This is a genomic window from Stenotrophomonas maltophilia group sp. Smal17 (genome assembly GCF_030237045.1).
Classification (GTDB): domain Bacteria; phylum Pseudomonadota; class Gammaproteobacteria; order Xanthomonadales; family Xanthomonadaceae; genus Stenotrophomonas; species Stenotrophomonas forensis.
On the sequence record NZ_JASJSU010000004.1, the window covers coordinates 77,773 to 92,468 of the forward strand.

General features: G+C 68.7%; 12 protein-coding genes. 9 read left to right on the top strand and 3 right to left on the bottom strand.

Annotation, left to right across the window (positions count from 1 at the left end; all coding sequences use genetic code 11):
• Positions 1-64 precede the first annotated feature (64 nt).
• Positions 65-1,537: an MFS transporter gene (locus tag QRO93_RS02665; protein WP_053450880.1), complete on the top strand. Its 1,473-nt coding sequence runs from the start codon at positions 65-67 to the stop codon at positions 1,535-1,537.
• Between the two features lie 11 nt (positions 1,538-1,548).
• On the opposite strand, the gene QRO93_RS02670 is transcribed toward QRO93_RS02665, so the two are convergent.
• Together QRO93_RS02670 and QRO93_RS02675 are read right to left on the bottom strand one after the other, a co-directional pair.
• On the bottom strand, positions 1,549-1,851 hold the full coding sequence (locus tag QRO93_RS02670) for a KGG domain-containing protein (RefSeq protein WP_049457930.1): 303 nt from the start codon (positions 1,849-1,851) through the stop codon (positions 1,549-1,551).
• Between the two features lie 173 nt (positions 1,852-2,024).
• Positions 2,025-2,489 (bottom strand): MarR family winged helix-turn-helix transcriptional regulator, encoded by a 465-nt coding sequence (locus QRO93_RS02675; RefSeq protein ID WP_053450879.1) that lies wholly within the window; start codon positions 2,487-2,489, stop codon positions 2,025-2,027.
• 50 nt (positions 2,490-2,539) lie between these two features.
• Here QRO93_RS02675 and QRO93_RS02680 point away from each other — a divergent pair, with 50 nt between their 5' ends.
• From QRO93_RS02680 to QRO93_RS02695, 4 genes are all read left to right on the top strand, one after another.
• Positions 2,540-3,451, top strand: coding sequence for a S41 family peptidase (locus QRO93_RS02680; RefSeq protein ID WP_180879608.1), 912 nt, complete (start codon positions 2,540-2,542; stop codon positions 3,449-3,451).
• A gap of 98 nt (positions 3,452-3,549) precedes the next feature.
• A complete protein-coding gene (locus tag QRO93_RS02685) occupies positions 3,550-4,443 on the top strand; it encodes an NAD(P)-dependent oxidoreductase (protein ID WP_180879610.1) in 894 nt (297 codons plus the stop codon).
• 210 nt (positions 4,444-4,653) lie between these two features.
• Positions 4,654-7,185 carry a methyl-accepting chemotaxis protein gene (locus QRO93_RS02690; RefSeq protein WP_180879612.1) on the top strand — a complete coding sequence of 844 codons (2,532 nt, stop codon included), beginning with the start codon at positions 4,654-4,656 and terminating at the stop codon, positions 7,183-7,185.
• 220 nt (positions 7,186-7,405) lie between these two features.
• Complete coding sequence (locus QRO93_RS02695) at positions 7,406-7,576, top strand: hypothetical protein (protein ID WP_180879615.1); 171 nt, start codon at positions 7,406-7,408, stop codon at positions 7,574-7,576.
• A gap of 58 nt (positions 7,577-7,634) precedes the next feature.
• Here the strand turns inward: QRO93_RS02695 and QRO93_RS02700 are convergent, their stop codons facing one another.
• Positions 7,635-9,680: a TonB-dependent receptor domain-containing protein gene (locus tag QRO93_RS02700; RefSeq protein ID WP_180879617.1), complete on the bottom strand. Its 2,046-nt coding sequence runs from the start codon at positions 9,678-9,680 to the stop codon at positions 7,635-7,637.
• Between the two features lie 490 nt (positions 9,681-10,170).
• Between QRO93_RS02700 and mdoH the strand changes: the two genes are divergently transcribed.
• The 4 genes from mdoH to QRO93_RS02720 are packed head-to-tail and all read left to right on the top strand — an operon-like array spanning position 10,171 to position 14,595.
• Positions 10,171-12,096 carry a glucans biosynthesis glucosyltransferase MdoH gene (gene mdoH / locus QRO93_RS02705; protein WP_053450874.1) on the top strand — a complete coding sequence of 642 codons (1,926 nt, stop codon included), beginning with the start codon at positions 10,171-10,173 and terminating at the stop codon, positions 12,094-12,096.
• A gap of 50 nt (positions 12,097-12,146) precedes the next feature.
• Positions 12,147-12,806, top strand: coding sequence for an alpha/beta hydrolase (locus tag QRO93_RS02710; RefSeq protein ID WP_080374968.1), 660 nt, complete (start codon positions 12,147-12,149; stop codon positions 12,804-12,806).
• Between the two features lie 3 nt (positions 12,807-12,809).
• Complete coding sequence (locus QRO93_RS02715; protein ID WP_006471622.1) at positions 12,810-13,853, top strand: sensor histidine kinase; 1,044 nt, start codon at positions 12,810-12,812, stop codon at positions 13,851-13,853.
• A 10-nt stretch (positions 13,854-13,863) separates the two neighbouring features.
• Positions 13,864-14,595, top strand: a complete 732-nt coding sequence (locus QRO93_RS02720; RefSeq protein WP_053450872.1) for a LytTR family DNA-binding domain-containing protein — start codon at positions 13,864-13,866, stop codon at positions 14,593-14,595.
• The last annotated feature ends 101 nt before the right edge of the window (positions 14,596-14,696 follow it).

Consider the following 14,696-nt stretch of genomic DNA (forward strand, 5'->3'; position numbering starts at 1 on the left):
CGGTCATTGACCGACGGTCAGTCAGTGGCTACGATGCGCGCACGTCCTCCCCCGGGATCCGAACATGCAACGCTTGCGACGACCGGCACTGGTGCTGGCGGCCTACCTCGGCACCTTCCTCGCCTCGCTGGACATCAGCATCGTCAACGTCGCCCTGCCGACCCTGCAGCAGGCGCTGGACACCGACATGGCCGGCCTGCAGTGGGTGATCAACGCGTATGCCATCGCGTTGTCGGCCCTGATGCTGTCAGCGGGCCCGCTCGGCGATCGTTATGGGCATCGGCGGATGTGGCTGCTCAGCGTGGCCACCTTCACCCTGGGGTCGTTGCTGTGCGCCTGCGCCGGCAACTTGCAAACGCTGGTGGCCGGGCGCGTGGTGCAGGGCATCGCCGGTGCGCTGCTGATTCCCAGCGCCATGCCGATCCTCAGCCATGCGTTCCCCGATCCGCGCCAGCGTGCGCGCGCGATCGGGGGCTGGTCGGCATTCAGTGCGCTGGCCCTGGTACTCGGCCCGCTGTTGGGCGGCGTGCTGGTGCAGCGCGCCGGCTGGCCCAGCATCTTCCTGATCAACCTGCCGCTGGGCCTGCTTGCCCTCGTGCTCGGCGCGTGGGGTATCCCGGAGCGGCGGCATCCACACCATGCCGCGCTGGACCCGGCGGGGCAGCTGCTCAGCGCCGTTGCACTGGGTGCGCTGAGCTATGGCCTGATCGCGATCGGCGAGCAGGGCCTGCTGGCGCCGGCAACGCTGTCGGCGCTGGGCATCGCCGGCGCCGGGCTGGTGTTGTTCGGTCTGGTCGAACGCCGGGTGGCACGCCCGCTGTTGCCGCTGGACCTGTTTGCTGATCGCCGTTTCGGCATGCTCAACCTGGCTTCGTTCGTACTGGGATTCACCGCCTATGCGAGCCTGTTTTTCCTGTCCCTGTTCTTCCAGCAGGCGCAGGGGCTCAGCGCAGCCTCGGCAGGCTCGCAGCTGGTGCCGCAGTTCCTGTTGATGGGCGTCGTCTCGTTGTTGTTCGGTCGCCTGGTGGTACGCGTGGGGCTGCACACCGCGCTGGTCTGCGGCTATGTGCTGGTCGCCGTGGCGCTGTGCGCGATGGCCACGTTGCAGCCCGCGACGTCGCGCGGGCAGGCCAGTGCCTTGCTGATGCTGCTGGGCATCGGCATGGGGCTGGCGGTACCCGCCACTGGCATGGCGGTCATGGTCCAGGTACCGGCCGAGCGCGCGGGCATCGCGTCAGCCACCATGAATGCATTGCGCCAGGCGGGCATGAGCCTGGGCATCGCGCTGCTGGGCAGCCTGATGGGCCTGCGTGCGGTACGCCAGTTTGCCGCGTCCGCACTGGCCGCCGGGCAGCCAGGGCTGGCCGCCCATGCACGCGGGCTGATCCTGCACCCGGGCTCGACGTATTCGACGCCCCAGGTGGTGGCTTGGTACCGCAGCGCGATGGCCAGTGGCTTCGGGTGGGCGATGGCGGTGGCAGGCGTGGTGGCCCTGCTTGCGGCCATCGGCCTGCGCCGACTTCGCCTTGCGCGCTGACCGCACAGCGTTCATCCCTGCTGGCGTTGCGGATCCTTTGCGGCTGGGTCGAGCGATGCCTGTTGCTGTTGCTGGCGGGCGTTGGCGTGGCGTGCGTGGCCGCCTTCGCGGCCGATCGCCGCCATGTGCTGCCGGTCACGGCTGATCGCTTCGCCGCCCTTGCGGCCGGCGACGCGGGCTTCGTCCGGACTGAATTCATGCGCGTTGCCGGAGGCGTGCGCGGCGCGTCCGCCCTTGGCGGCGATCGCACGTTGCTTGTCCCCGTCCATCGAGGCGAAGCCCCGGGTGGAGCTGCGCGGGTTCTGGCCAGTCATGTGAATCCTCCTGCGGTGTGGGCGTCGCCGTCGTCGGCGACAGCGGCCATGCTTGGCCATCGCGCGCTAAGTCCAGGTCGCCATCCTTGCAGTTGTCTTCACGCGGCCTGCGCACCGGGTTCAAGCGGCCGGCCGCCATCGGCCGCCATCGGCCGCAGCGGCGCCGAACCGTGTCAGCCTTCGCGTGCCTCGCGCAGGCGCTGCGCGAAGGGGCGTTGTTCGAGCGCCTGCAAGGCACTGCGCAGCACCTGTTCCAGCGACTGGCCGAGGTCGGCCTCCAGGCTGCGTGCCGCATGCGCGGTGGCCTGCCATTGGGCCTGCAGCGCCGGCACGGCCCGCAGCGCATGGGGGCTCAACTGCAGGATGCGCTCGCGGCTGTCTTCACCGATGACGCTGTGCAGCCAGCCGTCGCGCACCATCGCTGCCACGGTCTGGCTGAGCGCCGAATGGCTGAGCCCGCAGGCCAGTGCCAGGTCCTTGATGCGGCACGGGCCCTGCGCCATCAGCGTGCGCAGCACCGGGGTGTAGCGCGGCCGATAGTCCAGCTGCAGATCGCGGTAGGCCTGTTCGACGGCCGGGTCGAGCTGATCGAGCAGGGCGCGCAGCAGCGTCCCCAGGGTGGCATGTTGGAGATCCATGATCGCGATGATATATAAGCGCTTATACATCATCAATGCGGGGTGGGGTCATGGCGGCGTCGTGGATGCTGGGTGCGTTGCTGGCGGCGGCATGCCCGTCCCAGGATGCGGTGCTGCAGGCCGCGGCCACCGCAATACAGGCGCAGTACCTGGACGAGGCCGAAGGTGCCCGCATTGCCGCGGCGGTGCGCGGCTGGTCCAGCCAGCGGCGCTATGCGGACAGCTGCGCGGACCCGCAGGCGTTCAGCGCACGCCTGAAACAGGATCTGGACGTGTTCGATGGCCACTTCCATGTGGAACGCGTGGACGCCGATGCCGGCCAGGACGACTGGCTGATGGTCTGGCGCGCGGACGCGCGCAGCAATGGTGCGGGCGTGCGCGAGGTGCGGGTGCTGGAGGGCAACATCGGCTACCTGCGCCTGAGCACCTTCTATCCGATCGACCTGGCCCGGCCAAAACTGGCAGCAGCGTTCAGCCTGCTGGCCGATACCGACGGCCTGGTACTGGACCTGCGCCAGAACGGCGGTGGTGATGATGGCAGTGCGGACCTGCTGGTGCGCACCCTGCTGGAGCCGGGAATCACCGAGGTACAGGCGCTGGAACAGCGCGGGCGGCGCACCGCGGTGCGGTTGCCGCCGGCCAGCCTGCCGCCCTACCTGAAGCCGCTGGTGGTGCTGATCGACCGTCGCACCGGCTCGGCGGCCGAGTTCGTCGCGTACTCGCTGCAGGCGGTGGGGCGCGCACGCATCGTCGGTAGCCGCAGCGGTGGTGCCGCGCACATGTTCGATGATCCTGTGCAGCTGCCCGATGGTTATCAGATCAGCATTCCGGACCGTCAGCCGATCAACCTTCGTACCGGCGGCAACTGGGAACGGACCGGCATCACGCCGGATGTGCCCGGCGGTGATGATCCGCTGTTCATCGCGCGGCAGCTGTTGGCACCGCCAACGTCGCCACGATGAACGCGTTTTTGCAACATCCGGCTATCGCAGACGACATGCCGCTTGCCTAGAATCGAATCATCCCGGTAGTTCCCGGGCGCTTCGAGCGAATGGACTCAATGAAGATTCTGTTGACCGGCAGTTCCGGACGGATCGGGCGTGCGATCTTCGGCGCACTCGCGGCCGCCCACGAAGTGGTGGGGCTGGATCGCAGCCCGTTCGCCACCACCCGCATCATCGCCGATGTCACCGATCGCCAGGCCGTGGAACGCGCTGTCCGTGGCGTCGACGCAGTGATCCACACCGCCGCCCTGCACGCACCGCATGTGGGACTGGTGCCGGATGCGGTGTTCCAGCAGATCAACGTGGAGGCCACCTCGCACCTGCTGCAGGCCGCGCGCGAGGCCGGTGCGCGGCGGTTCGTGCTGACCAGTACCACCGCGCTGTACGGGCATGCGGTGGTGGCGGGAGGCTGCCGCTGGATCGATGAAGACACCGAGCCCCTGCCACGCACGATCTATCACCGCAGCAAGCTGCAGGCCGAAGCCCTGGCCATGGCCGCCGCGGCACCGGGCTTCAGCGTGCGCGTGCTGCGCATGGGCCGTTGCTTCCCGGAGCCGCCCGAGCGCATGGCGATGTTCCGCCTGCACCGTGGCATCGACGCGCGTGACGTGGCCAGTGCGCATGCCGCGCTGCTGCTTGATGACGGTGCCGCCTTCGCCCGCTACATCGCCTGTGCGCCGACGCCGTTCCGGCGCGAGGACTGCCTGGAACTGGCCACCCAGCCGCGCAGCGTGCTGGCGCGGCGCGTGCCGCAGCTGCTGGCAGAGTTCGAACGCCGTGGCTGGCCGCTGCCGATGAGCATCGACCGCGTCTACGACAGTGCCCGCCTCCGCAACGAGCTGGGCTGGCAGCCGCGGTTCGGCCCGGACGATGTGCTGCAGCAGTACGCCGCCGGCAGCATCGAAGTGCTGCCGCGGGCGCAGTGGATCAAGGATCGCGTAGCCGAGTAGGGCGGCAGCGGGGCGGGTTGCTGACCCGTCCCTGAGCAGATTCAGGAATGTGCAGGCGGGCCGCCTCAACCTCGTTGGCAGGCGGCCGCTAACCCGGTGCGCTTCCAGCGCCGGGCATGCCCCGGCGGCCGGCGGCCTGCGCGACGGATCGCGCGCCTGCGCGGTGCCCTCGCGGCACCGGTCATCCTGAACTGCCTAGCGGACCCTTCCATGCCTCCTTCCCGTTCCGCCGCTGCCCGACGCCCGGGCAGCATCGCCCACAAGCTGATGCTGGGCACCGCCGTGATCGCACTGCTGTGCTTCGGCCTGACCGCGTTCCTGATCTATCGCCAGGCCAGCGCCAGCCTGATCGATGCCTCGCGCCAGACCATGACCAGCGAAGCCAACGCCGAAGCGCGCCAGGTCGCGGCCGATCTGGGCACGGCCTTCGCCAGCAACGACGCGATGGTCGAAGCCGTGCTCGCCCAGCGTGCGCGCGGCGATGTACCCGACCGCGCCAGCCTGGCGGCGGTGCTCGGCGAGCAGCTGCGCACCCACCCGGAATGGCTGGGCAAGAGCACCATGTGGGAAGCCGATGCGTTCGACGGCAAGGACGCCGAGTTCGTCAACACCGAGGCGCACGATGCCACCGGGCGCTACATGAGCTACTGGGCCTGGCAGGACGGCGCACCGCAGCAGTCGCCGATGACGGACTACACCGAAGCCGCCGATGGTTCGGCCGACTGGTACATGGATCCCAGCCGCGACAAGCTGCCCAAGGTCAGTGAACCCTATGCCTACGACATCGGTGGCCAGCAGGTGCTGATGAGCACACTGAGCACGCCGATCATCGAGAAGGGCACCTTCCTCGGCGTGTTCACCGTCGACTTCTCGCTGGCGGCGCTGCAGAAGCACCTGGCCACGCTGACGCCGATGGGCGCCGGCCGCGTCGAACTGCTTTCGCCCAAGGGCGTGGTGCTGGCCTCGGCCAACGCCGCCGAGATCGGCAAGCCGCGCAGCGACGCGCTGACCCGCAGCATGCTGGCGGACATCGCCGCCGACCGCCGCTTCGAAGCCTTCACCCCGGATGCCGCCGGCAACGTGCGCGTGTACGTGCCGCTGCGCGTGGGCGACGCCCCGCAGCGTTTCGCGCTGGGCGTGGTGATGCCGCATGCGGTGATCGTGGCCGAGGCGCGCCAGCTGCTGTGGCTGACCCTGCTGGTCGGCGTGGTGGCGGCCCTGGCCCTGAGCGCGGGTGTCTACGTGCTGCTGCGCCGGCTGGCGATCCGCCCGCTGGCCGAAGCCGTGCGCGTGGCCGGCGATGTCGCGGCGGGCAAGCTGGACAGCACCCTGCCGGCGCGCAGCAATGACGAAGTGGGACGATTGCTGGAGGCGATGCAGGGCATGCGCGGCCAGCTGCAGGCGGTGATGGCCGCGCAGGCGGAAATGGCCCGCCGTCATGACGCCGGCGAGCTCAGCTACCGGATGGACGCGTCGGCGTTCCCGGGCGAGTACGGCCGCATGGTGGCCGACAGCAACCAGCTGGTGGCCTCCAGCAATGCCGTCACCCAGCGCCTGGTCGAAGTGATGCAGCGCTATGCCGTGGGCGACCTCAGCGTGGACATGGAGGCGCTGCCGGGCGAGAAGGCCGTGTTCAGCGCCGCGATGGCCACCACCAAGAGCAACCTGGCCGCGATCAACGATCAGATCCAGCAGCTGGCCGCGGCCGCCGCTGCCGGTGATTTCGCGGTGCGCGGCGACGCGCTGCGCTTCGACCACGACTTCCGCCGCATGGTGGAAACGCTGAACACCATGATGCAGGTCAGCGACCACAACCTGGCCGCGCTGTCGACGCTGCTGCGCGCGATCGCCGCCGGTGACCTCACTGCCCGCATGCAGGGTGACTTCCACGGGGTGTTCGCGGTGATGCGCGACGACGCCAACAGCACCGTGCAGCAGCTGACCGGGATCGTCGGGCAGATCCAGCAGTCCGCGGCCAGCATCCGCCTGGCAGCGGGCGAGATCGCGGCCGGCAACAGCGACCTGTCGCGGCGTACCGAACAGCAGGCCGCGAACCTGGAAGAGACTGCCGCGTCGATGGAGGAACTGACCTCCACCGTGCGCCAGAACGCCGATCACGCGCTGCAGGCCAACACACTGGCCGGTTCCGCAGCCGGCGTGGCCAGCGAAGGGGGACAGGTGGTCAGCCAGGTGGTGCAGACCATGGAGCAGATCGAGGCCTCGTCGCAGCGCATTGCCGAGATCATCTCGGTGATCGATGGCATCGCGTTCCAGACCAACATCCTGGCGCTGAACGCCGCGGTGGAAGCGGCACGTGCCGGTGAACAGGGCCGCGGGTTTGCGGTGGTCGCCAGCGAAGTGCGCGCGCTGGCGCAGCGCTCGGCCGGCGCGGCCAAGGAGATCAAGGAGCTGATCGACGCCTCGGTCGCGCAGGTCGGCGCCGGCGCGGAACTGGTGCATGGCGCCGGTCGCACCATGCAGGAGATCGTCGGCCAGGTCGGGCGGGTCAACGAGATCATGGCCGAGATCTCGGCCGCCTCGCGCGAGCAGTCGGCCGGCATCGAGCAGGTCAACCAGACCGTGGTGCAGATGGACGAGACCACCCAGCAGAACGCTGCGCTGGTGGAGGAAGCCAGTGCCGCCGCGCGGGCGATGGAGGAGCAGGCCGAGCAGCTGGCGGTGGCGGTGTCGCGCTTCCGCCTGCAGGCCGGGCCGGTGGCGGTGGCACGCCGCGCGGCGTGAGCCTCCGGGCGGCGGCCGGGGCGGCCATGGCGATGTACCGTGCATACGGCAACAGGTTCAGGAATGCTCCCCGGCACCGGGAATCCAAGCGTATGGCCGGCGCGGTGCTGCGGCCGGGCGCCGCACCGTCACCCATCCGCCTTGTTTTTAGGATAGGGTGCGGAGTTCCGCTGCCGCCCCAGCTGAATCCGTGCGGCGGCGGGATGTCCATGGAGGTTGCATGACCACACCTGCTACACCGGAAAACGCACCGGGACCGGTGCTCCTGCCGACACCTGAAGTGGTGCAGGCACAACAACTGCTCGCACGCCAGCAACTGGCGGTGGCGATGGACCGTGCACGCACGGCCGCCACGCGCACTGCGGCACCGGCCGCACTGCAAAGCGAGTAACCCGCAACACCGTCGATCGCGCTGGCCCACCGCCAGCGCGATCGCGGCGCGCCGCCGGTCAGAACCGCGCGGTCATGCTGAGGAAGTAGCTGCGCCCGGCCACGAAGTAGTCGGTGGAGCCTTCGGCATAGAGCTTCTTGTCGGCCAGGTTGCTGACACCGCCGCGCAGGGTCAGCACCTCGTTGACGTTCCATGCAGCGGTCAGGTCGTACAGCGTGTACGCCTTGAGGAAGGTGGTGGCCACGCCGTCCTGCTTGCCGGTGTACTGCGCCGACAGGCTGCTGGAGAATGCCGAGCTCGGCGTCCAGTCCAGCGACGAATAGCCGGAGAACTCCGGCGTGTCGATCAGGTTGCGGCCGGTGGTCAGGTTCTTGGCTTCCTTCATCCAGGTCGCCGAGGTGCGCCAGCGCCAGTGCTCGCCGAAGCGGAAATTGAGGTTGCCTTCCATGCCACTGGTGCGCGCGCGCTGCACGTTGCTCATGCGCGTCCACCAGATGCCGTTGAACTGGCCCAGCGGGGCGTACTCGATCTTGTTCCTGAAGTCGGTGTGGAAATAGGTCAGGCCAGCATCCACCCAGTCGTTGTCGAAACTGACGCCGATCTCGCGGTTGGTGCTGGTTTCCGGGTCCAGGTCCGGGTTGCCGGCCATGTAGCAGCCGCCACGGGTATAGCCAAGCGGAATCAGCGAGGTACAGCCACGGCCACCGGACTGGGTGGCGGCGGTCGCCGAATTCTCGGTCAGGCTGGGGGCGCGGAAACCCTTGGAGACGCCGCCACGGATCGTCCACTGCTCGGCCGGGTGCCAGACCAGGTAGGCACGCGGGCTGACGTGGCCGCCGAATTTCTCATGGTGATCGAGGCGTGCGCCCAGCGTCAGCGCCAGGGTGCGATGCAGTTTCAGTTCGTCCTCGACGAACAGCGCCCAGGTGTCCACTTCCAGATCGGAGCCGCTGACCGCGTTGCCGGCATAGTCGATCGGTGCACGGCCGATGGTGTCGGTGTTGGTCAGCTCCTGGCGCTTCCATTGGCCACCCACGGCGAACTGGTGTTCAACGCCGAGGGTGAACGGCGTGGTCAGGCTGCCTTCGATGATGGTGTCGGTGGCCTCGGAGCGGCCGGTGGCGCCGATGTCGTTCTTGTACTCGGTCCAGTACGCGCTGATCTTCGAGTTACCGAAGCGCCACTTGCCATCGTGGTTGAGCGCCAGCGAGCTGCGCTTGAGTTCGGTGGCACCCCATGCACCTTCGTCCTGCTTTTCCAGTGCAGCATCGATGAAGGCCTGCTGCACGCCGTGGCCGGCTTCCAGCGACAGTTCCTGCGCGTCGCTGAGTTTCCACTGCAGCAGCGCGTCGACATTGCGGTCCTTCTCGCCGGCATAGGCATTGCCGTAGACGCCGCCATTGGACCGGTCGGAATCACGGCGCATGCTGTTGGCGCCAATGCGCAGGCCGAAGCGCTCGCCGAGCGGGCCGGAGAACGTAGCGCCGATCTGCTGGGTGTCGCCGCGCTTGTCGTCGCCTGGTCGCGTGTAGCTGTGGGTGGCGCTACCGTTCCAGTCATCACCGATGCGTTTGGTGATGATGTTGATCACGCCGCCCATGGCGTCGGAGCCATACAGCGACGACATCGGCCCGCGCACCACTTCGATGCGCTCGATCTGGTCCGGCGAAATCCAGTTCAGGTCCTGGCGTCCGAGGTCGGGGCGGTAGTTGGTCGAGGCCGAGCTGCCCATGCGCTTGCCGTCCACCAGCACCAGCGTGTAGTTGGACGGCATGCCGCGCAGCTTGATCTTGGACTGCTCGCCGGCCGCGCTGAGGCCGCCGGTCACGCCGGGCACGCGGCTGAGCAGGGTGGCCAGATCGTGCACCGGCTGGCGCTCGATGTCCTCGCGGCTGATCACGCTGATGCTGGCGGGAGCATCCTTGATCCATTGCTGGTTGCCCGAGGCGGTGACCACCACGGTGTCCAGATCCTTGGTGGACGCATCGGCGGCGGCCTCGGCGGCGGCCAGGCCGGGCAGGGCAAGCAGGCAGGTGGTGGCAACGGCGACGGCCAGGCGGCTGCGCGTGGGGTGCGCGGAACGGGAACGGAATGACAGGGACATGACGGCTTCCATGGGAGTAGGAGAGACCCGGTGGAAGCGCAGGCGCAGGCAGACAGCAGGCAGCCCCCTTCCATGGGTCGTCGGCGCGCGGCGGCGCCGGCGCGGCTGGGTGGGTCTCAACCGTCGGGAAGACGTCGACCTGCCTGGTTAATGAAATGATAACCGTTCGCGTTTGTTACGATCCAGTACCCGTGGTGACGAAGCGACAACATCGATTGCGGGGCGTCATCGCCTGCTGTTTGCTGAATGGGGATAATTCCCGGCGTAGGCCTTCGCACCCGGCTTACATCCGGCGCCCTAGACTGGGCCGCATTTTCGATTCCGCCCCGTTGGAGATCGTGTGGGTTCCGGTAGTGACAGACATCGACTGTGCGGCCAAGGGCCGGCACAGCCAGGACAAGTGCGGGCGCCGGGAAGGCGCGCCGGGAACCTTCGTGCATGCAGCCCGGCCGGGATGGCCGGCCATGCCGAACGTGCGGAGTAGGCGGTGATGGGGGGTCAGACCATCCACGCGGAAGCGGATGCGCCCCGGCTGGATGCCGGCTGGGCGCTGCTGCCTGCTGAATCTCCGTTGCAGATGCCCGAGCAGACCCTGCGCGAAGGCGCCCTCAAGGTCCGCCGGCATCGCACGTCGCCGCGCCTGATCGGCCTGCGGCGTTTCTACATTTTCGGTGGCACGCTGGGCATGACCGCCGTGGCCACGCGGATGATGTGGCGGGTGCTGTCGACCAATGGCATCAGCGTGCTTGAAGCCTGCCTGCTGGTGTTGTTCGTGGGCCTGTTTGCCTGGATCGCGCTGTCCTTCGCCAGCGCACTGGCGGGCTTCCTGACCGCCGTGTTCGACCGTGGCTACCGCCTCGGCATCGACCCGGACAAGCCGCTGCCGACCGTGCACAGCCGCACCGCGCTGCTGATGCCGACCTACAACGAAGATCCGCGCCGCCTGCTGGCGGGCCTGCAGGCCATCTATGAATCGGTGGCCGCCACCGGCCAGCTTGAGCGCTTCGACTTCTTCGTGCTCAGCGATACCCGCCGCGAGGACATCGCGCGCGCCGAGGAGCAGGTGTTCGCCGAACTGCGCGACCGCGTGCCGGACGGCCAGACGCGACTGTTCTATCGCCGCCGTGGCGACAACAGTGGGCGCAAGGCCGGCAACATCGCCGACTGGGTGCGCCGCTTTGGCGGTGCCTATCCGCAGATGCTGATCCTCGACGCCGACAGCCTGATGACCGGCGACAGCATCGTGCGCCTGGTCGCAGGCATGGAGCACAACGCCGATGTCGGCCTGATCCAGACGCTGCCGTCGGTGATCGGAGGCCGCACCCTGTTCGCCCGCATGCAGCAGTTCGGCGGCCGCGTGTACGGCCCGGTGATCGCCCGTGGGGTGGCCTGGTGGCACGGCGCCGAGAGCAACTACTGGGGCCACAACGCGATCATCCGCACCCGCGCCTTCGCCGACCACGCCGGCCTGCCGGCGCTGCCGGGGCGCAAGCCGTTCGGCGGCCACGTGCTCAGCCACGATTTCGTGGAAGCGGCGCTGATGCGCCGTGGCGGCTGGGCCGCGCACATGGTGCCGTACCTGGGGGGCAGCTACGAGGAAGGCCCACCGACGCTGACCGACCTGCTGGTGCGTGACCGCCGCTGGTGCCAGGGCAACCTGCAGCACGGCAAGGTGGTGGGCAGCCGCGGCCTGCACTGGATCAGCCGCACCCACATGCTGATCGGCATCGGCCATTACTTCACCGCGCCGATGTGGGCGATGCTGATGCTGATCGGCATCGCCATCCCGTTGTTCCAGCAGGGCATCGACTTCAACGCCCTGCTGCATCTGTCGCCCAGCGTGTACTGGCGCGCCCAGGACGAGGAACAGGTGGTTCGCCTGTTCGCCGCCACCATGGCGGTGCTGCTGCTGCCCAAGGTGCTGGGCTACCTGGCGATGCTGCTGGACCCGGTCGACCGGCGCGGCTGCGGGGGGGCGATCCGTGCGTTCGTCTCGATGCTGGTGGAAACCGTGCTGGCCGCGCTGATGGCCCCGGTAGTGATGTACGTGCAGTCGCGCGGCGTGGCCGAAGTGCTGTCCGGCCGCGACTCGGGCTGGGACGCACAGCAGCGCGACGACGGTGGCATCTCGTGGCTGGCGCTGATCCGTGGCTACGGTGGCCTGGGCGTGTTCGGTGCCTTCATGGGCGTGCTGGCCTGGGCGGTATCGCCGTCGCTGGCGGCGTGGATGGCGCCGGTGGTGATCGGCATGGTGCTGGCGGTGCCGGTGGTGGCACTGACCTCCTCGCGCGGCCCGGGCGCCTTCCTGCACCGCCTTGGCCTGCTTGATATTCCCGAGGAAAACATCCCGCCGCCGGTGCTGGTACGCGCCGCACAGCTGCGCCGGGAAGCGGCCGAGCAACCGCCGCTGTACTGATCGCCCCGCGCCAGCGGCATAATGCGGCTCGAACTTGAAGGAGCCGCATCATGCTGCAAACGGTGGAACAGGAAACCGGCGCCTCGCCGCAGTGGTCGGTGATCTGGCTGCACGGCCTCGGCGCCGACGGCCATGACTTCGCACCGATCGTGCCGGAACTGGTGCGGCCGCACTGGCCGGCGCTGCGCTTCGTGTTCCCGCACGCGCCGGTGCGGCCGATCACCATCAACAACGGCGTGCCGATGCGTGGCTGGTACGACATCGTCGGCATGGACTTCCGTTCGCGCGCCGACATGGCCGGCGTGCAGGAATCGGTGGTGCAGCTCGACGCGCTGATCGCACGTGAGATCGAGCGTGGCATCGCGCCGGAGAAGATCTTCCTGGCTGGCTTCTCGCAGGGTGGGGCGATCATCCTCACCGCAGCGCTGTCACGCACCGCGCCGCTGGCCGGCCTGATCGCGCTGTCCACCTATTTGCCCGAGGCTGAAAGCGCCAAGCGAGTTGACGGTGCCGTGCAGGTGCCGGTGTTCATGGCCCATGGCAGCAGCGATCCGGTGATTCCGCAGGCGGTGGCCGTACACAGCGCGCAGGCACTGCAGGCGCTGGGCCTCGAACTGGAATGGCACAGCTATCCGATGGCCCACCAGGTCTGCGCCGAAGAGATCCAGGCGCTGGGTGACTGGCTGCAGGAACGGCTGGGCGCTGCCTGAGCCATGGCCCCGGCCAGCACACCGCCGTGGATGCCGGAGCTGTGCCGCCTGCCGCGGTTGGCGGCGATGCTTGGCTTGGCCGAGCTGGTGGTGGTGGTGCTGGCCCTGGCGCCCGACGGCAGTCGCCACTGGACCTTCGGTGAACTGCTGTCGGCCAGCGGTTTCGCGCTGTGGCTGGCGCTGGCGGTCTCGGCCAGCCTGTGCCTGCTGCGGCAGGCGTTGTCGAGGTTGCCGCAGGTACTGGGGGCGGTCGCGGCGATCGCCCTGGCGACCCTGATCGCGGTGGTCTGCGCCGGCATCGTGCATGCGCTGTACGCGGTGCTGGGGGACAACTTCGCCAGTGGTATCAGCTTCTGGCGCTTCACCCTGGGCAGTGCGGCCACCACTGCACTGATCACGGCGCTGGCGCTGCGCTATTTCTATGTGAGTGATCGCTGGGCCGCGCAGGTGCAGGCCAACGCGCGCGCGCAGGCCGATGCGCTGCAGGCGCGGATCCGCCCGCATTTCCTGTTCAACAGCATGAACCTGATCGCCAGCCTGCTGCATCGCGATCCGGCAGTGGCCGAGCGCGCGGTGCTCGATCTGTCCGATCTGTTCCGTGCCGCGTTGGGCGCAGGCGAGGGCGATTCGACCCTGCGCGACGAATGCGAGCTGGCCGAGCGTTATCTGTCGATTGAATCGCTGCGCCTGGGCGAGCGCCTGCAGGTGCAGTGGCAGCGTGACGAACCACTGCCGTGGGACCTGCCATTGCCGAGGCTGGTATTGCAGCCGCTGGTGGAGAACGCCGTGCTGCACGGCATCTCGCGCCTGCCCGAAGGCGGCACCATCGAGCTGCAGCTGGTGCGCGAGGGCCAGGAGCTGCAGATCCGCGTGCGCAATCCCGCGCCCGATCCGCAGGCCCCGGGGCTGGCGCTGGCGCGCGGTGCCGGGCATGCCCAGCACAGCATCGGCCATCGGCTGGCCTGGCGCTTCGGCAGTGCCGCGCGGATGACGGCCGGCTGGAGCGAGGGCTACTATGCCTGCCAGGTGACGGTGCCGATCCAGTGAGGGGACGATCGTGAGGGTAGTCATCGCCGATGACGAACCGCTGGCGCGCGAGCGCCTGCGCAGCCTGTTGGCGGCGCAGGACGGCGTTGACGTGGTGGCCGAGGCCGGCAACGGCGAGCAGGCCCTGCACGCCTGCGCGGAGCTGCAGCCGGACCTGGTCCTGCTGGATATCGCGATGCCGGGGCTGGATGGCCTGGAAGCGGCCCGCCACCTGGCCAGCTTCGAGCCACGGCCGGCAGTGGTGTTCTGCACCGCCTACGACGCGCATGCGCTGTCGGCCTTCGAGGCGGCGGCCATTGATTACCTGATGAAGCCGGTGCGTGCCGAACGCCTGGCTGCCGCGATCGCACGTGCACGTACCTTCCTGGCCGGGCGCGACGGCCAGCCGCAGGACAACAGCGGGCAGCAGGCACGCAGCATGCTGTGCGCACGCCTGCGCGGCAGCCTGCGGCTGATTCCGCTGGACGACATCCATTACCTGCAGGCCGAAGAGAAGTACGTGGTGGTGCACCACGCGCGCGGCGAAGACCTGATCGAGGAATCGTTGAAGTCGCTGGAGGAGGAGTTCGCCAGCCGCTTCATCCGCATCCATCGCAACTGCCTGGTGGCGCGTCACGAGCTGGTGGAACTGCGCCGTGGCTCGGGTGGGCAGGTGCAGGCGATGCTGAGGCATGGCAAGCAGCCGCTGGAAGTCAGCCGCCGCTGCGTGGCGATGCTGAAGCAGGAATTGCGGCATCTGTGAGGGGTCCGCGCGGCCTGCGGCCGCGACTGCTTGCGAGCAACGTCTGAAGCAACAGCAACGGCAACAGCAACAGCGGGTCATGGCTCGGTGTTTCTACGTGC